Below are 16,861 nucleotides of genomic sequence, written 5' to 3'. Positions count from 1 at the left end.
GGAATCGCAGTTTACTGGGAAATCGACTCGGCCCTGGCGAACACTGACAGTGAGTATATTCCGAGCGTCCTAAAAAATTCCGAGAATGATATTGTGATCAACTCTGACAAAAAATTCTGAGAGACATTCTCAGAAAATGTATTCCTATAGGTACATTGCTATGCACGAACTTCAGGTAAGAGATAAGAAACGTAGTTCAGGAAAATTCATTCGCTATCTTCAGAATAAATTGGGTAATTTTGCATGGCGAAAACCCCTTATGACCTCGCCTGATGATAAAAGTAGGCGATTGCCGTGGATTGGTATTGTCCTGGGGATCGGGCTCATGGGCGGTGCCCTGTATCTCCTGAGCCGATAGGGTCAGGGTCAGAGAGTAAATCAGATGTGTGCCGAATTTCTCCACAGCCCCTCAATTTTGCGGATCAATCCGAAACGAACCGTTTTGCGTCCTTACTTCTTTACTTCGAAGGTGACGGCCCAGGCGCAAAGCCATATCGCCCGCGCTCAGCACATTTGCCAGCATATACTTGGCCTGTCTTTCGATGAATGTGATCTGCAGTTAACGGAAGTTGGACAGGGCTTTATCAGCGGACATCCGCATGCGCGTAAATACTTTCTGGAGCGTTTTGAGGACGTAAAAAAACTAGTCGGTCCCTTTTTCGGGGGTATGGATGATATCGAGGCCCCGCATGCAGCGCTGATTGGTGCCTATTTCTGCCGGGAATATGCCTTCGAAGCGGCCGCCGTAATGAACCCTTCCATTGTGATGCACCCCGACCAGTCGGGTGTTGTGGACGGTGCAACGCGTTTCTGCCTGTCCGTCCGGTGTGTAGGGGAAGGACACCTTTCAACGCTGGCGTTTCGCTCTGTTCTCATCTTTGACGACGGAACAATTGACCTTGAGCCCGAGCCGACATTCGCCGTCGAAGCCCGCCCGCTCGACCATGTGTCTGCGGGCCCGGTGACTCTGGCCTTATCCGCAGACTTGTCGCTTTTTTCCGCGGTGATCTTTCCGATCACCGCGTCGCAGGCAATGGGAATTGAAGACCTGAGACTGGTCGAGTTCACACAAGAGAGCGGCCAGACAATGTACCTGGGGACCTACACGGCTTACTCCGGAAGCGAAACCACCACGGAATTATTTGAAACCCGTGACTTCCAGAGCATCCGGTTGACGCCGCTGCGAGGAGCGGCATCCGCGTACAAGGGGCTCGCTATGTTTCCGCGTCGCATTAATGGATATTACGCAGCTGTCGGGCACCTCGATCTCGAAAATCTCCATTATCTTGAGAGCCAGGACCCACATGTGTGGGATCATGGACAGACCTTGTTATCGCCCCGTTTCGGATGGGAGCTTGTTCAGATAGGCACCTGTGGGCCGCCAATTGAACTCGACGAGGGGTGGCTTGTACTGTTCTTTGGCGTGGGGGCGATGCGGCGTTATGGGCTCGGTGCAGTCCTCCTGGATAAATCCGATCCGCGCAAGGTCCTCGCGCGAAGCCATACGCCGATTCTGGCCCCGCAGCCTGATACGCGCGAAGGTTACGTGCCGAACGTTATTCATAGTTGCGGTTCAATAAAACATAAAGATCGCGTCATCATACCCTATGCCGTTGCTGAGTCATCGATCCGTTTCGTCTCCGTGACCATTTCGTCTCTTCTCGCGGACATGCGAAGTGCTCAATAAAAACACAAACCACTGTCTTCTCTGTTGCTTCTGAATGATATGGTGCGCGTCATCTCGACAGCGGCCATTAAAAATAGACTATTCTTGCTCTCAAGGCCGCTGTCGGCCGAACGGTTTATCGGAAAAGGTGATCAGTCCATGTCTAACTTTAAAGCGGCTACAATGAGCCCTGAACTCAAATCCGGAAGCGCGATTGCCATAAAAGGTGACGCGTTTTCAAATGATGACACTTTGGATGTGCACCTAAGCACAGGTCATTCTATTCAGGCTCGCATCGAGTCGGTAGGTGTCAGTCACCTCACTCTTGTTGCGAACGGACAGCTCCTCGAGTGTCATCCCTGGCGGATCGGAGATCGGTCACTTCCAAACAACCTTGGTCCCACATCCAACTGGCTGGTTCAGTAGGTCGTCTTCACACGGCCGGCGTTAAACGGTCTCGCGCACATACCGGGTAAAGTTATGAAACTTAACCAATTGAGTGATTTATTATTGTGTTTGAATTTATTTTAAAAATAAGAACGAAATGTATTTTGGAATAGATTGAGGTGTATTTTATAATATTATATGTTAATTTTTGTAGTGATCAAATATTTCAGTCTGTATTTTATTGTATTGTGTATATATTTTTTACTTGCAATTATTTAAAGCTTGGCTTCGAGCGCTTGTTCTGATGCGCACACGGTTTTCGTGAGCCAGCTTGCGACGGAAAGGGATCTTAAATGACCCGAACTCACCTTAATTTTCCAAACACGAACCGGCACCTGAAGAGACTTATAGGGGTTTCGATCATCGGTTGTTTTTTCATCGCAATGCCAGCTGCGGCGGATGAGGCCACGGCCAAGGCCGCGATCAGCCGTGCTGACGCGAGGGTCGAAATGGTAACCCGACAGGCGGGAGTCGCGGGCAGCGTGGGCGACCAGAGCTTCAATCAGGCCCGCCAGAGGCTTGTGAACGCACGTGTCGCTCTAAAATCCGGTCAGTACGATCATGCTGAAAGGCTTGCCACACAAGCGGCTCTGCTCGCCTCGCTGAGTAGCGAACGCGCCACCCTGGCCGCACTTCAAATCAGCAATGCCAGCTTACTCGGCACCGCTGACAGCGCCCCTGCGCAATAGGAGAGGGATATGACAAAAATCACCATTACACGCGGCTTAAAGGCTGTTCTTCTCTGCGGTTTCGTTGCTGTGGGGGCCTGTACAGCGATGGAGCCCAATCCACAGATTTTGGATGCGCAGGCGCGGTTATCCTCAGCTCTCAATGATAAGGAAACCGCCGAGCGCGGTCAGTCAGACCTGTCAAACGCAAAGCTCGCACTCAATTCCGCTCAGATGGAATGGACCCGAGGCAACAAGGAGCAGGCCGGGCATCAGCTGGTCATGGGGCAGACCTATATTGACCTGGCTGAAACCCGTGGCCAGCAGGCAAAAGTTGAGTCAGATAATACCCGCTTGGCGGGGCTTGCCCAGATAGCCAGTAAGGACCGTCAGTTAGCCGATAAGAATGCGCAGATCGCCGGGCAGGACCGCATGATTGCGAATAAGGAAGACCAACTTGCCGGAAAGACCGAGGAACTTGCAGCCGCCAGAGAACAATTGCGTGACTATCAAATGACGCAGAGCGACATGGGTTCGACTCTCATTCTTCAGGATGTGAGCTTTGAAACGGGCAAGTCAGAGCTCCTGGCTGGGGGGGTAAATCGTCTTCAACCGCTGATCAATTATCTCCGGCTGAGTCCGACGACAAAAGTTCGAATTGATGGCTTCACCGATAATGTCGGAGGCGCGAAGTATAACAAGACTCTCTCACTCGCGCGTGCGAACGCCGTCAGGACGGTCCTGTCGGCGGGAGGCGTTGGTAATGATCGTATTGAGACGTCTGGGTCGGGTATCGAAAACCCGGTTGCCACCAACACAACGAAGGCGGGCCGGCAGTCCAATCGACGTGTTGAGGTTACATTACTCAAATAAAGGGGAATTCAACCCGTCAGGGAGGCAGTGGCGCGCACAAGGAGCGGTCTTCGATCTTGTGGGCGCCAACGTCGTTTCCGGCCTCCAACGACAATGATTTTAAGGCGCAAATGTATCACACGCGCTTTACTGTGGCTAAGAGCCACAATCTGGCCAACGGGCTTGGCTTACGAGGGCTCCGAACCCCGTTCTCCCATCGTCGGTTTGCGATCGTATCAGGTCAATCACAGACGGGCGTAACACATTCCGAAATGCCAACTTTTTTTCGGCTCGTAATATGAGACGAGACCAAGAGCGTAGGCGGCAATTCTGCCCTGATGCCGGTGATCGGTCATTGAGCCAAAAAGCAGTTCAGGGCCCGTCAGCAAACTTACGCAAACTGGCAGAGCCCACTCTCCCCATTCAGTATCCAATTTTGGAGTGCGTCAATGAAGTTCCCCGTTGGCATCGATATGATCGAAGCCACCCGTCTTACGCGTCAGGGCAAACTCAAAGCCGCCCTCGCTTTGCTGACGCAAGGCACGGCGCCTAAGACAGCCGAAGTTCCCGGCGAGCTGTCTATAGATATGGCCGCCCCCTCGCGAGAGCCCGGTGCGTCATGGACCGCCCGCGCCCCTGAGTTCTCGGAGAGGGTGACAAAGGTCGTCCCTCCGCTCGAACGCCTTATGGCACAGTTAGGCGAGCACTTACCGGGTGGTGCCTCGCGGTTACGCAAGACGGCCACCCCTTTGCCCGCGCCCGAAGGCTCATCCTTTGAAGGTCACGTCTATTCTGACAGTACCGGACAGCGACCTTATAAATTGTATATTCCCGGGGCGCTAAGTGATGAGAGCCCCGCCCTTGTCGTCATGTTGCACGGTTGCACCCAATCCCCAGACGATTTCGCTTCCGGGACGCAGATGAACGCCCTGGCGGAGACCTACGGTTTTCTGGTTGCCTATCCAGGGCAGACACAAAGCGCAAACGCCTCAAAATGCTGGAACTGGTTCAATGCTGGCGACCAGCAGCGTGATCGAGGGGAAGCCGCCCTTATTGCGGGTTTGACCCGTGAGGTCATCCGGACCTACCGGATTGACCCCAGACGCGTCTTCGTGGCGGGTTTGTCAGCCGGCGGCGCGGCGGCGGCGGTATTGGGAGCAATCTATCCCGACCTTTATGTCGCTGTGGGGGTACATTCGGGCGTTGCCTGCGGTGCTGCCCGAGACATGACTTCGGCGTTTGCGGCAATGACTCAAGGTGCCAAAGGCCCCATTCGGTTCAATCCGCGGCCGCTGCGTACCATTGTCTTCCACGGGGATGCCGACCGAACCGTCAACCCTGTGAATGCCACTCAGATCACGGCTCAGGTGCGTGGGCGCACTCAGCTGAGGCGGGTGGAAACGACAGGGATTTCCGCAGGGGGCGTGCGCTATACGCGGACCATTGAAACGGACAAGTCTGGCGTCTCCCGACTTGAAGCGTGGGTGCTGCATGGCGCGGGTCATGCCTGGTCGGGGGGAAGTTCTGGCGGCTCATACACCGACCCCAAGGGCCCGGACGCCAGTGCGGAAATGGTGCGCTTCTTCTTACAGGTCGACCCGGAGATTTAGGCCTATTGATCCTCATAATATCCGGTAGATACATAAAGATCCGGATTTTGTTTGGCCCCTCGGCAGGCTCGGGCTGGGCCACCTTCGCCGCCGCTGCACTGGCGCTTCAAGCGACGGAGTTCCACCATAAATCGGTCCTCTAAGTGGACACACTGTAGCTTATGTTCACCGTCATGGCAGGGGCAGATGGCTCGACGCTAATGGCACCCGTGATGGGGGCGATGTCCTCCATCGTTCTCCCTACCGCCAAAGCCACGAGTCCATAAGTCCCCATTCGCCCATGTGTGGGATCGAAGGCGATCCAGCCGGCGTTCGGTAAATAGACTTCCACCCAGGCATGGGTAGAGGTGTCGGGCGTGGGACCTTCAAGTTCGGGGTCCATGAGATAGCCTGAGACTAATCGCGCCGCTATCCCCAGTGTTCGGACATAGTCTGCGAACAGCACCGCAAAGTCCCGGCAGGTTCCGGTCCCCCTGAGTAACGTCTGGCTTGGGGTCTGCGTGCCCTCCGTTTCACGCATCTGATATTCAAGGCGCTCGAACAGGGAGGTGTTCACATCTTTTAGGAGCGTCAGCGTGTCGTGCAACCCCGCTGATCGAAGAGGGCCCGTCCGGGCCCTCAAGATCGCTTGTGAGGTCCCGAATACCGGCTCGGTGAAAGGCGTCAGAGTGATCGCATCCCGTCCATAATCGAATGGCCATACCTGGATATGGGGGGCAACATCAAAGAGGGGCCAGCGTTCTGCGCTAAGTGTCAGGTCACATTTGGCCTTGATCACCAACTGATCTGTGGGGGCTGTGAAGCGAAGACGAGCGACCCGATTGCCGAACGCATCCTCAATCCAACTGATTTGGGCATCCGGTTCGACGACCAGATCAAAAGACAGTACTTCCAGCCCCTGGCCCTCGCGAGGCCGTAGACGTACCTCGTGGACGAAGATGTTCACGGGCTGCGCATAGCGGTAGGATGTGTCGTGCTGAATATGAATTTTCATAAGACCACCACCGCGCTTTCTTAATATTATTTACGTAAGAAGCTGTAATAATTACAGAATTCGGATTTTTTACATTAGACCTGTTGTCGTGATGCGGGGGCAGGGATGGTCGACTTCACCTTGTTACGTAGCAGGTAGGGCAAGACTTTTCGTCGCCCGTGCCTGATGGGCAAAGGCGGCAATAGCCTCGTTGTAAACTTCGAAATTCTCGAGAAAGCCCATGTGATTGGCGTCCTCCACCAACAGGAGCTGTCCCGACCCGAGAGAGAGGGCAAGAGTTTCGCTCGAGGACGGCTTGGTCACGATATCCATTTTGCCGCCGATCACCAGTACGGGGACCGCGGAGTGCCTCAGGGCTCCCTGAGACTCCCAGGCAAACATCGCCAGATTACCGCGTGCTTGAGCGCCCGGTGAGTTTCGCGTACTGAGAAGGGCGGTATGGTTGAGCTGGTTGTGGGTGACGTGTCGTCCAAAACCGACCCGGTTAGCCAGATGGGCTCCACCATTAAAGTAGGTTTGCCAGCTATTGAGCCAGGCCAGAGGTGTCAACCACCGTGTCAGTACCATCATAGGCTCAATGAGCGGCTTCTCAAGCGCAAGCGCCAGCCGGTCGAAAATCATGGTGCGCAACGGGTTGGTATTGGTGGTGTTCACAAGCACGACGGCGGCGACGCGGGCTTCAAAGAAGTCTGGAAAGTCGCGCGCCAGAGTTTGCAGGACCATACCACCGATACTATGACCGACCAGAATGACTTTTTCCTCTGCCGTCTGTTCAATGACCGCCTTTAGGCTGACGGCGAAGGCCGTCAGCGTAATGCCCGCAGTACCCGCTCTGGAACGTCCCATGCCCGGAAGATCCCACGCAATAACTCTGAAAGCGTCGGACAAATCCTCTTTGGTGTAGCCCCAGATCGTACTGTCCATACCCCAACCGTGCGTCAGTATGAGGGGTGCGGCCTCCACCATTCCCTGCGTTTCGACATAAAGCGAAGCATTATTTTGGTCAGTGATCTGATGCGCGTCATCCCCTCGAGCCGTATTGAGTGGTCTGCGATCTGGTCGTGCAAGAAGCTGACTCATAAGGAGGCCCCCGAACGCAGACCAGACAATCAGACACCCCAAAAGCCATAAACGCCCGTCTTCCCGCACTCTGATCCAATCGCCATCGGTGCTGCGGTAGAGCTCTCCTTGATACCAGCTCCAGCCGAGATAGACCGCGGCGGCCAATATGGCCCAGGAAAGCAGTGATGTAAGAAGGCGAGCCATCATAATGAGGGGCATAAGGTCCTGCAAAGTAGGGGTAAGGGGAATTTGCCTTGATTGGTATTTATGGGGTGAGTAAATTCTATTCCTTCAGGAAGTTATGAAGGTGCTTTTTTTAAAGTAAGCGCTAAATATGGAAAGTGTTATTATTGGTATGCATGAGAGCGAATTGGAATATTGTCTATTTATTTTAAATTTACATTCGGATGAATTTTACAATGAGTGGCGTTGGAGAGGCTATTTTTCCGAATTAATGTCATCCGGTAGGTTTAATTATCGGCGCTAACAAATCTGAGACGCTTGCGCCTGGGTTCGCTTATCGATCTGAACCTGTCGGGAGAACACGGAGACGCATCAGACACCACTGAAGCCGCGTGTGATCATGGCAAACCGATCAGGTTATTCCCGTTTCCAATGGCCATGGCGGATCGGGGCTTTTGCGAAAAATTTTTCATTTCGATCATGAGCATCTGCCCCAAAGGGTCGTTCATGGCTGCGGGTATGGCTGTCGCGGATCTCAGTCTTTTTTATTTTGGTTATATTCGATTAAGGGAATATATTTAAAATTAAGGGCATTGAATACTGATAATTATTCGACTTTAAAAGTATATGATTTGTCTTTTATTTTTGATAAATTGCAGCCTCATCTTTATTTGGAATTTAAAATGTCAAAAATTACTACCATCGAAGAAGCGTTTGCCCATGAGCTTTCGGATATCTACAGCGCTGAAAAGCAGTTGACAAAGGCATTGCCCAAGCTGGCCCGCGCCTGCACCCATCCGCTTCTGGCTGAAGGGTTTGTGATCCATCTCGAAGAAACGCGCGGCCAGATCGATCGCATAGATCAGATAGTCGAAGTGCTGGGTCTCAAGCTGAAGCGTGTGAAGTGTCTGGCGATGGAAGGCCTTTTGGCCGAAGGGGCAGAGACGATCGATGAAATCGAAAAGGGCCCCGTGCGCGATGTGATGCTTCTGGTCGGTGCCCAGAAGGTCGAACACTACGAAATCGCTACGTACGGATCGCTGGTCGCTCTGGCGGACCAACTGGGCTACCCCGACGCCTCGCAGCTTCTCGCTGAAACCCTGGCGGAAGAAAAAGCGACAGATGAGAAGCTGAGCAGTCTGGCCGCCTCTGAAATCAATCAGGCCGCGCTGTTTATGGCTGGTGCGGTTGAACCGGCGGAGTAACCCCTTGTCCGTCGCCGGGTGGGCCAGCGAGTGCGCCGCCGAAGCTCTGCTTACTTAGTGACACGTAAGAAAGGTAAATCTAATGATCAATGAACACACCGTAAACCCGTCTCATGCCCCGTCGACCGAAATCAAGCTGACGCCGCAGTCGGGGCCGCTGGCCTCCCATACAGAAGAAGCGCCCCTGACTGATCCGGTCGAGGATATGGACAGCGAAGGTGCCGACTTTGATAGCGAAGACAACGAGGATGACGCCCCCCTTCCGCCCGACTCTGAGCCCGAAGAAATCGACTTCGATGAGCCGGACGCAGACGGGGAAGAAGACATTGGCATGCCTCCTGATGCAGTTCCTCATGATCACTGACGCAGAAAAGCCCGGCTCGCCGGGCTTTTTGTTCAACAGGGTGGGGCAGGCGCGTCAGGGGCTTCGGATTCATAAAAGCTGACCCAGGCGCTTGGTTCAGGCTATAACTCTGTTTGCTGTAAGAAGTGTTCCCGCAAACGGGCTATTGGCAGGAAGGGTCATTTCACTCAAATCGCTCCGACCTATGCTGGATCGGCCATATGTCAATATCAAAACCACCGCGCCCATTGTAATCAAAACCACAGTTATCATAAAAGCGGCAGACCAATCCGATACAAAATTTTGTATTCTTTCTTTATTTGTTGATTTAACGGCTTTCATTTGATGTCCATTTTCCAAAATTAAATCTAAATTTTTCTTGAAATATAATACCATTTATTAGAAAAAATATCAATTTATTAAATTAGAAATGAATTAATCATTGCTCAATAATTGAAATGAATTTAATATTTATTTTAAATGCATAATATGCACCAATGATATATTTAAGTCACGATAAAATAATACAATAATTTATGATATGTATATTTTAAGTATAAATTGCATCCTGTTGCTCACAGATGCTCTTCGTTGATAGCTATGGATAGACCTGTAAGCCTTTTATCCCCGGAAGGGAGTTTTATGACCCAAGATAACGCCATTGAATGCCGGATGCTCGCTCACGAGCAAATTCTCCAAGGTCTCATCGCTCATATGGTTGAGACAGAGCCTGCGTTCCTCGAAAGATTGAGCGCTACGTTTTGTCGGCCTGTTCGGGTGGCAAGAGCCTTACAGGACTACACAGACACGGCGGATTACGCCGCTGCCTTTGTCCGCGAAATTGTCAAGCTCGGTGAAAACCGCGCGGCGCAACAGGGGGGCTCACTGGTAGCAAGGTGGGACGATCTGTGGCCTACGCGTGGCGAAAGCAATCTGCAAAACGAAAACATTCCGGTGCGTTTCGAAATATTCCATCGGGAAGGCATTTGGGAGCTTTTGCGCGATGGGCAACTCATTGGCGGGTATGTCCATCACACGGGGGCACGTGAGGCTGCGCTCACGGGGATACAGAGGCTGTTTGAGGAGGGACGGGCGGCCGAGATATGGCCACCTTTCAACAAACCTGTGGATGGGCAGCTTTATGGTAATCCGGCGGCAGACACCCCAAACAAATAGCCGAGAGATTGCGTGGAAGTGAATTCCCTGCAATCAGGCAAAGAGCTTGAGGGGAAGAGGTGAAAACCTCTGCTCATCGTTGTATCTAAACCGATTGAGCAGAAAAATGCTGCATATGCTTCGTCCCTCAAATCTTGTAGATTGTCCCGGCCGAAGGCCACGGCAGTTGTCAGGAGTGGTGCCGGGCAGATGGCGTCCACTCGTCCATGCCGGGCCATAGAATATGAGACCTTTTGAGGAAGGTTGGCCCTCCGCCGGGGCACGGGCATGCCGATTTTCGTGTACCGGCGGTGGCGATCCGAATGCATGGATTTGGTATTTGTGAATACTCACGTTACTAATCGATCAAAAACGACTGTCTATTTGATCGATTAATGACGCGAGTTTAGATCATGCAGTTGGAAAAGCCCGCTGATATTTAGCTAATTACGAAAACGCTCTTCGGGATATGGGTGATGCGGCAGGCAAGATCCGCTTCACCCGACGCCACGATATAGTGGTCGCCATCCTCGATAATCCCCGTCGTAAAGACGACATCGCGCAGATACATCTGGTGTTCGATGGGCCGCGTCAGTTCGGCATTGGCCTCCAGCAGCGGGGTTGTTTCGGTGTGCAGGACACGGCTGGGGTCATGAGCGTCGAGCACTGACCAGTAGGTGCGATAGATGCCCACCACCTCATGCGGCTCGACCCCGTGCCACAGGGTCAGCCAGCCTTGAGGGGTCAGGATCGGCGGGGTGCCACCGCCCATGCGCTCCATGATCAGTGTGCCCGAGGGCGGGCGCAGGCCCGGCCGCTCAAACGGCTTCCAGAACAGGGCGTCTTTGGAGACCGCCAGATTGATCGACGGCCCGGCGCGCCAGTCGCTGCCGGGCGGATAGGCGAAATAGAGCGCCCCCAGAGGCCGCGTCTGCGCCCAGTAATAGCCGTCGATCCGTCCCTCGAAGATGAGCATGTCCTTGTTTTGGTGGTCGAGGACGATCCCTTCAAAGGTCCAGTCCAGCCCATTTTCGGAGCTATAGAGGGTGGTCGAATGGCGCTCAGGGCTCACTGAACAGGTGGTCATCAGCCAGCGGTCCCCGACGCGGCTGATGCGGGCATCTTCCACCCCATAGCATTGAAAACTATAGGCCGGTGCGATGGCACGGTCGTAGTGCAGCGTGAGAACACGTGTACCGTCCGGGCTCAGCTCGACGGGCAACAGCCACGACAGGGAGGTCAGGGCCATGACCTTCCACTGCCCGCCAGCGAGGGTGAATTTGCGCGGATCGGCCGTATTGGCCTGATCGAGCGGCCAGGCGTCGAGGCCATAGCCCTGCGTCTGCTCGTCCCAGCGGATGGCATGGACATGGCCATCGACAATCGGCTCGCGCAGGGCCTCGGCGACGCGCACCATCATCACCAAATTGCCGTTCTGCAGACGCAGGAGGCCGGGATTAAACGCCCCCAGCACAAAGGTTTCCGCCTTCAGGTGCCCGGCCAGCGGCGAGCGCGACAGGTCAATATCATCAGGCGTCAGCACAAGCTGATCAATGGGGTAGGGCATATCGCTCACCGGATGGAACATATAAGGCGTGGACATAGGGATGACCTCAGGCCCGGACCATCGGATATTCGCGGTAAGCGGGATATGGGCCGCCACGGGGTTGGCGTAAGCAATCGGCAAAGTTGCGAGAGGCCACAGCGATCCGCATTTTCTTTTGATGCCCGCAACCGCAGTTTGTCCGTCAGCGTCCTTACAACAGATGGAGACGGTCATGGCTGTCGAGACGACTTCGCTTGCGGGCAAACGGGTTCTGGTGACCGGCGGCACGACCGGCATCGGGCGGGCCACGGTGGCGCTGCTGGTCGAACAGGGGGCGCGCGTCGTCACCTTCGGGCGGCATCAGCCGGAGCTTGAAGACGCACTGGCCCATGCGCGGGAGGTCAATCCGGACGCCGACATCCATGGTCTGACCGCCGACGTCTCCACCCGCGACGACGTAGCCCGCGTTTTTGCAGCGGTGGACGACCATCTGGGCGGGCTCGACATCCTGATCAATAATGCCGGTCTGGCCGTTGGCAGCGCGCAGGATGAGGCGGATGAGGACTGGCGTCTGGCGGCAGAAACCAACTTCCTGGGCTACATCGCCTGCGCCCGCGAGGCCATTCTCCGCATGAAGGCTGTCGGCGCCGGTCATCTGGTGTTTGTGGGGTCCATCAGCGCCGAGTTTATGGGGCCGGGTACCAGCGTCTATGCCGCGACCAAGGCCGGGATCGAGACCTATGCCAAGACATTGCGCAAGGAGGTGATGGATTTCCATATCAAGGTCACTCTGGTCGAACCCGGTTCGGTCGGGGCGGACATGCAGGAAAAGAGCCCTGAAGAACAGCGCGAGGCCATCGCGCGCAACGAAATGCTCTATGCCGAAGAACTGGCCGATACGATCGGCTTTGCCCTGACGCGCTCAGTACGCACGGATGTCTCGGTTTTGCGCGTCGAACCACTGCTGGAACGTTCGTGATGGCACGCAAAACGGCGGCCGTAACGCCTGAGACCCTGCGGGTACGGGCCGATTTGCAAGACAGTAAGGCAGCTGAGGCAAGGCTGTGCATGGGCGGACTGACGCTGGAGGTCCGGGCCGGACGCGATACGCCGTGGCTGAAAATTTCGCGACCCAAGCGTGGCGGTCTGGCGCTTCGCCTGATCTTCAGTAGCGGACCCTATCGGATTGAGGGGTTGGAGACGACCGCGGCGGGCCTAAGTTTCCGCGCGCAAACCGAGACGGGCGAATGGACGGTAGAGGTGAGCCTGAAGGGCGAGACGCTTCTGAATGTGCGCAGCGCCCTGCGACCTGCCTTCGACCTCCTTCTGCCCTTCTGGCCGCGCGATCTTTATGTGCTCGATGCGCAGGACGATCCGCTGACCACAAAGGGTCGCGTCGAGGCCGCGCAACGCGGCTACAATACCGGCCTGTGTTATTTTTGTGTCGAGGAACCGGCGTTTGGCTGCGCCCTCTATGTGCAGAACCTGACGGCGCTCAATCCCTATTTTCTGGCGACTGCCACCAAGCCTGACGGCGTGGTGGGCGGTGAGTGGCCGGAGCTTGGCTATCAGCCGCCTGCCGCGCCCAACGGTAACTCGCCGCCGACCGCGCCGCTGAAGGCCGGGCAGACCTATGTCATTTCCGACGCCTATCTGGGCCTGCGCACGGAGTGCGCTCGCAATGAGACGGAAGAAGCGCGCCTGTTTATCGACATGATCGGCGACATCTATCCGCATCTGGATCGGCCCGAACCGCGCTTTCACGACTGGCCGGCGCGGGCTGAACAGACCCTGCACGACCTGAAGACCGCACCTGAAGCGACCATTCGCCATTACGGCCAGGTCTATCTGCACCCTTATACCGCCTCGGAATATCCGGATTCCATGGTGCAGATGAGCGTTGCCTCGGCGATTGATGAATATCAGACCCTGTTCGGCAAGGCAGAGCCCTACCGCGATGTGCTGATGGCCGGGATGGGGCGCTTTTTCGACAAGGAACTGCGGGTCATCCGCCGATATCTGCACAATGTCGGGGAGGACAAGAACGCCAATGCAGTGGATTCCTGGTACCTCTATCATCCGCTGATGAATCTGGGGCGGCTGGCCCTGAGGGGGGACAAACGGGCGCGAAAGCTGTTTCTCGATTCGCTCGACTACGCGGTCAGATCAGCGCATCATTTCAGATATCTGTGGCCCATCCAGTACGATGTGCGCGACTTTTCGGTGATTACCGAGACGCGGGGTGACGGCTATGGCCAGACCGATGTGGCAGGCCTCTACGCCTATGTCATGCTTCAGGCGCATCAGTTGACCGGCAACGACCTCTATTTAAACGAGGCCCGAGCGGCCATGCAGGCGACCGAGGGGATGCGTTTCGAACTGGTCTATCAGGCCAATCTGACGGCCTGGGGGATTGCCGCCTGTATCAAGCTGTGGCGCATGGACGGTGATGAGCGCTATCTGGCACAGGCCGAGGTGTTTCTGGCGAGCTTTGTGCACAATTGCGTGCTGTGGGATTCGCAGATTGAGAATGCCTCGGCCTATAGCAACTTCTTCGGCGTCACCTGCCTGCACGATGCACCCTATATGGCGGCCTATGAGTGCTTTGAGTCCTTCTCAGCCTTTGACGAGGTGCTGCAACTGGCCGGGGAGCAGTTGCCGCCCAAGGTCAAGCTGCTGCTATCCGAATATCGCCGCTTCGCCTTTGACAGAAGCTGGTCCTACTATCCCGACGCCCTGCCGAAAGAAGCGCTGGCGACCACCATCCGCAACGGCCATATCGACCGGGCGCTGTCGTTTCCGCTGGAAGACCTGTACGCCGACGGGCAACCGGCGGGGCAGGTGGGGCAGGAGATCTATGGATGCGGCGGAGCCTTTATCATCGCGGCGCGTGGCTTTTACGGTGTCGATCTGCCTTTTTGGCTGTTTGCCGACTACCCCTATGCGGTAACGCGCAATGCGGCGGGTCTGATGCTGGTTCTGAAAGGCCCGACGGGGCAGACGGCCTGCGTCCGCTTTCTGGCCAAGAAGCGCCGTAGTTTACCGGGCCTGACCCTGAGGACCGACGAGACCGATGTATCGCTGAAGACCGAACATAACACCCGTCTGGCACAAGTGCCGGCAGATGCCACTGTGTTTGTTAGCTGGTGACCAATAACGCTCGGCGTCAGCCGACTTGAATTTTACCGCAGCGGGACAGCATGTCAGAATCCCCCTTCGTCAGCCCATCTGTTGCCATCGGACACCAGAGGTTTTGAGTGAGACGAGTCGCCGGTGCCTTTTTAAGGCTCAGCCAGCCCCCCTACGTCTTTGGTAAAACACGTCAAAGGGATGACTAAGGGCCCGACCGTCTGCTGACCATCAGTTCACTCGACGCGTGAAACTACGAAAAACCTTGTTACAGTTCAGTCTTAGATAAACGCCTCAGTTTACGAGTTGTGGGATATCGAGCCCGCATGGCAATTGCCCTTCGCTTAGACCCGTACACATCAGAAGCGCTCCGTCCAGAGCATCGCCCTGGGCGTCCGCAATCAGCGAAAGGACCTCTTCCGACAGATAAGGCATGTAGCGCGGCGCAACGCCCCCTAGGAGACAAACCCGCGGTGCACCCAGTCTCGTCAGGCGTCGTACATATGTCTCAAGCCAGCCAACATTGATGTTGAGGATATCGAGCGCCAAGGGGTCGCCCCTTTCGGCCAGTTCCATCACATCTGGCGCAAAGGTCCCAAAATCGGTGGGACGCGCTGTCGCTAGCCAGGTTTGAAGGTCAATACCCGCGCTGGTGAAGAAGCGATTGACGCGCTCGGTCAGGGCCGTACCTTCAATCAGTCCATCGCGCGCCATCAAAGCATAACGCAATGCCTGACGACCAAGGGTCGCGCCCGAACCTTCGTCGCCCAGTGTGAAGCCCCAGCCACCGACCTGATGGCTTTCGCCCGACAACCACGCATAGCCGACCGAACCCGTCCCTCCGATGAAGATGGCCCCGTCACGGCCCCCAAAGGCCCCAAGACACGCCGTATGGGCGTCGGTGGCAACCTTGACGCTGTTGAACGCTGCGGCCTTGGCGGCAACCCTTTGACGGTCAGCTTCGGTGACCACACCGGCCAGTCCCAGCCCCAGCCGGCAACGCGGGAACAGGTGTCTATCCAAGCCCGCCTGATCCAGGGCGCGGTCGATCGCCTCGCTGATATTGCGCCAGCTGTAGTCGAGGCCGAGCTGAATATTAGCCGGGCCCGACAGGCCCTGTCCGATGATGCGGCCTTCGTTGGTTGTCAGGCGGGCGCGGCAGCGGGTGCCACCACCATCAATGCCGATAAGGTATTCGTGCATCGGCCAGTCCTCAGTTCTGCGGTTGCAGGGCGTCGCAGATCGCCCTGACCAATGAGGCCTCGGTGAGACGATAGCTGTCGCTTGACAGGCCCAATTCCAACTCGGCAGGCCCAACTTCCTGCAAACGCGAGCAGGAACCATGCACCCAGTTGACGCCGGTGGCACCGATGATCTCGCCGATCTGCGCCGCGTTGATGCCGCCACCGGCCATGATGTCGATACGCCCGGCGGAGGCTTCAACCAGCGCCCGGACGATGTCCAGCCCTTCGATGGCGCGCATTTGTGTGCCGGAGGTCAGGACGGTGTCGAAACCGAGCCCGATAGCCGTTTCAAGGGCTTCAAGCGGATCGGGCGTCAGGTCGATCGCGCGGTGAAGAGTCATTTTCAGGCCTGTGGCATGGCTGCACAGGCGGGCCAGAAAGGACTCGTCGAGGTAGCCTTCCGGAGTAAGGGCCCCCATCACCACGCCTTCCAGACCATGATCGGCCATGGCGTCGATATCGCGTCGCATGACATCCAGATCGTCTGGCCCATAGACAAACCCGCCTTCGGTGGGGCGGATCATGGCGCGGGTGGAGTGGCCGAGTGATTGCGCCGTGCGCACGAGGCCCGGCCCCGGCGTAAGTCCGCCCAGGCTGAGCGCGCTGCAAAGCTCGATACGCGCGGCACCGCCTTCGACGGCGGCATAGAGCGAACGCGGGCTATCCACGCAGACCTCAAGACGGCAGGGGTGCGTTTGCGCGGGCCGGGCAACCGGCTCCACCAGCAGCGTGGGGTGTTTGTAAGGCGCCATTTAAA

General features: G+C 56.0%; 16 protein-coding genes. 10 read left to right on the top strand and 6 right to left on the bottom strand.

Going from position 1 to position 16,861, the window contains the following annotated elements; genetic code table 11:
• Positions 1–382 precede the first annotated feature (382 nt).
• The 4 genes from AACH73_RS17880 (at position 383) to AACH73_RS17865 (ending at position 5,243) form a co-directional block, all read left to right on the top strand.
• Positions 383–1,687 carry a glycosidase gene (locus AACH73_RS17880; protein ID WP_338736376.1) on the top strand — a complete coding sequence of 435 codons (1,305 nt, stop codon included), beginning with the start codon at positions 383–385 and terminating at the stop codon, positions 1,685–1,687.
• A gap of 719 nt (positions 1,688–2,406) precedes the next feature.
• Positions 2,407–2,802: a hypothetical protein gene (locus tag AACH73_RS17875; protein WP_338736375.1), complete on the top strand. Its 396-nt coding sequence runs from the start codon at positions 2,407–2,409 to the stop codon at positions 2,800–2,802.
• A 9-nt stretch (positions 2,803–2,811) separates the two neighbouring features.
• The gene (locus tag AACH73_RS17870; protein WP_338736374.1) at positions 2,812–3,654 is read left to right on the top strand and encodes an OmpA family protein; all 843 of its coding nucleotides are present in this window, start codon (positions 2,812–2,814) and stop codon (positions 3,652–3,654) included.
• A gap of 428 nt (positions 3,655–4,082) precedes the next feature.
• A complete protein-coding gene (locus AACH73_RS17865) occupies positions 4,083–5,243 on the top strand; it encodes a PHB depolymerase family esterase (protein WP_338736373.1) in 1,161 nt (386 codons plus the stop codon).
• A gap of 139 nt (positions 5,244–5,382) precedes the next feature.
• Here the strand turns inward: AACH73_RS17865 and AACH73_RS17860 are convergent, their stop codons facing one another.
• Complete coding sequence (locus AACH73_RS17860) at positions 5,383–6,237, bottom strand: transglutaminase family protein (protein ID WP_338736372.1); 855 nt, start codon at positions 6,235–6,237, stop codon at positions 5,383–5,385.
• Positions 6,238–6,360: 123 nt separating this feature from the next.
• Positions 6,361–7,518: an alpha/beta hydrolase gene (locus AACH73_RS17855; protein WP_338736371.1), complete on the bottom strand. Its 1,158-nt coding sequence runs from the start codon at positions 7,516–7,518 to the stop codon at positions 6,361–6,363.
• 282 nt (positions 7,519–7,800) lie between these two features.
• On the opposite strand from AACH73_RS17855, the gene AACH73_RS17850 reads away from it, so the two are divergent.
• From AACH73_RS17850 to AACH73_RS17840, 3 genes are all read left to right on the top strand, one after another.
• Positions 7,801–8,064, top strand: coding sequence for a hypothetical protein (locus tag AACH73_RS17850; RefSeq protein WP_338736370.1), 264 nt, complete (start codon positions 7,801–7,803; stop codon positions 8,062–8,064).
• Between the two features lie 101 nt (positions 8,065–8,165).
• Entirely contained in the window at positions 8,166–8,687 is a 522-nt protein-coding gene (locus AACH73_RS17845) for a ferritin-like domain-containing protein (RefSeq protein WP_338736369.1), read from the top strand.
• Positions 8,688–8,769: 82 nt separating this feature from the next.
• Complete coding sequence (locus tag AACH73_RS17840; protein WP_338736368.1) at positions 8,770–9,051, top strand: hypothetical protein; 282 nt, start codon at positions 8,770–8,772, stop codon at positions 9,049–9,051.
• A gap of 96 nt (positions 9,052–9,147) precedes the next feature.
• Here the strand turns inward: AACH73_RS17840 and AACH73_RS17835 are convergent, their stop codons facing one another.
• On the bottom strand, positions 9,148–9,372 hold the full coding sequence (locus tag AACH73_RS17835; protein WP_338736367.1) for a hypothetical protein: 225 nt from the start codon (positions 9,370–9,372) through the stop codon (positions 9,148–9,150).
• A 300-nt stretch (positions 9,373–9,672) separates the two neighbouring features.
• Here AACH73_RS17835 and AACH73_RS17830 point away from each other — a divergent pair, with 300 nt between their 5' ends.
• Entirely contained in the window at positions 9,673–10,206 is a 534-nt protein-coding gene (locus AACH73_RS17830; RefSeq protein ID WP_338736366.1) for a hypothetical protein, read from the top strand.
• Positions 10,207–10,624: 418 nt separating this feature from the next.
• Here AACH73_RS17830 and AACH73_RS17825 read toward each other — a convergent pair whose 3' ends face one another.
• Entirely contained in the window at positions 10,625–11,752 is a 1,128-nt protein-coding gene (locus AACH73_RS17825) for a glycosidase (protein ID WP_338736577.1), read from the bottom strand.
• Positions 11,753–11,963: 211 nt separating this feature from the next.
• On the opposite strand from AACH73_RS17825, the gene AACH73_RS17820 reads away from it, so the two are divergent.
• Both AACH73_RS17820 and AACH73_RS17815 read left to right on the top strand, forming a co-directional pair.
• On the top strand, positions 11,964–12,710 hold the full coding sequence (locus AACH73_RS17820) for an SDR family oxidoreductase (protein WP_338736365.1): 747 nt from the start codon (positions 11,964–11,966) through the stop codon (positions 12,708–12,710).
• The gene (locus AACH73_RS17815) at positions 12,710–14,881 is read left to right on the top strand and encodes a hypothetical protein (protein ID WP_338736364.1); all 2,172 of its coding nucleotides are present in this window, start codon (positions 12,710–12,712) and stop codon (positions 14,879–14,881) included. Before AACH73_RS17820 ends, AACH73_RS17815 begins: the two co-directional genes overlap by 1 nt.
• Positions 14,882–15,154: 273 nt before the next feature.
• Here AACH73_RS17815 and AACH73_RS17810 read toward each other — a convergent pair whose 3' ends face one another.
• Together AACH73_RS17810 and AACH73_RS17805 are read right to left on the bottom strand one after the other, a co-directional pair.
• Entirely contained in the window at positions 15,155–16,063 is a 909-nt protein-coding gene (locus AACH73_RS17810) for a BadF/BadG/BcrA/BcrD ATPase family protein (protein WP_338736573.1), read from the bottom strand.
• Between the two features lie 10 nt (positions 16,064–16,073).
• Positions 16,074–16,856: a copper homeostasis protein CutC gene (locus AACH73_RS17805; RefSeq protein WP_338736572.1), complete on the bottom strand. Its 783-nt coding sequence runs from the start codon at positions 16,854–16,856 to the stop codon at positions 16,074–16,076.
• Positions 16,857–16,861 lie beyond the last annotated feature (5 nt).

It is taken from the genome of Asticcacaulis sp. DW145, from assembly GCF_037101385.1.
Lineage (GTDB): Bacteria > Pseudomonadota > Alphaproteobacteria > Caulobacterales > Caulobacteraceae > Asticcacaulis > Asticcacaulis currens.
The sequence above is the reverse complement of the archived record's forward strand: the minus strand, read 5'-3'. Positions and strand labels throughout refer to the sequence as shown.

What these genes read in the sequence shown, in the direction of transcription:
- AACH73_RS17880 (WP_338736376.1), top strand. Translation starts at nt 383, where the DNA reads ATGTGTGCCGAATTTCTCCACAGCCCCTCAATTTTGCGGATCAATCCG.
- AACH73_RS17875 (WP_338736375.1), top strand. Translation starts at nt 2,407, where the DNA reads ATGACCCGAACTCACCTTAATTTTCCAAACACGAACCGGCACCTGAAG.
- AACH73_RS17870 (WP_338736374.1), top strand. Translation starts at nt 2,812, where the DNA reads ATGACAAAAATCACCATTACACGCGGCTTAAAGGCTGTTCTTCTCTGC.
- AACH73_RS17865 (WP_338736373.1), top strand. Translation starts at nt 4,083, where the DNA reads ATGAAGTTCCCCGTTGGCATCGATATGATCGAAGCCACCCGTCTTACG.
- AACH73_RS17860 (WP_338736372.1), bottom strand. Translation starts at nt 6,237, where the DNA reads ATGAAAATTCATATTCAGCACGACACATCCTACCGCTATGCGCAGCCC.
- AACH73_RS17855 (WP_338736371.1), bottom strand. Translation starts at nt 7,518, where the DNA reads ATGCCCCTCATTATGATGGCTCGCCTTCTTACATCACTGCTTTCCTGG.
- AACH73_RS17845 (WP_338736369.1), top strand. Translation starts at nt 8,166, where the DNA reads ATGTCAAAAATTACTACCATCGAAGAAGCGTTTGCCCATGAGCTTTCG.
- AACH73_RS17840 (WP_338736368.1), top strand. Translation starts at nt 8,770, where the DNA reads ATGATCAATGAACACACCGTAAACCCGTCTCATGCCCCGTCGACCGAA.
- AACH73_RS17835 (WP_338736367.1), bottom strand. Translation starts at nt 9,372, where the DNA reads ATGAAAGCCGTTAAATCAACAAATAAAGAAAGAATACAAAATTTTGTA.
- AACH73_RS17830 (WP_338736366.1), top strand. Translation starts at nt 9,673, where the DNA reads ATGACCCAAGATAACGCCATTGAATGCCGGATGCTCGCTCACGAGCAA.
- AACH73_RS17825 (WP_338736577.1), bottom strand. Translation starts at nt 11,752, where the DNA reads ATGCCCTACCCCATTGATCAGCTTGTGCTGACGCCTGATGATATTGAC.
- AACH73_RS17820 (WP_338736365.1), top strand. Translation starts at nt 11,964, where the DNA reads ATGGCTGTCGAGACGACTTCGCTTGCGGGCAAACGGGTTCTGGTGACC.
- AACH73_RS17815 (WP_338736364.1), top strand. Translation starts at nt 12,710, where the DNA reads ATGGCACGCAAAACGGCGGCCGTAACGCCTGAGACCCTGCGGGTACGG.
- AACH73_RS17810 (WP_338736573.1), bottom strand. Translation starts at nt 16,063, where the DNA reads ATGCACGAATACCTTATCGGCATTGATGGTGGTGGCACCCGCTGCCGC.
- AACH73_RS17805 (WP_338736572.1), bottom strand. Translation starts at nt 16,856, where the DNA reads ATGGCGCCTTACAAACACCCCACGCTGCTGGTGGAGCCGGTTGCCCGG.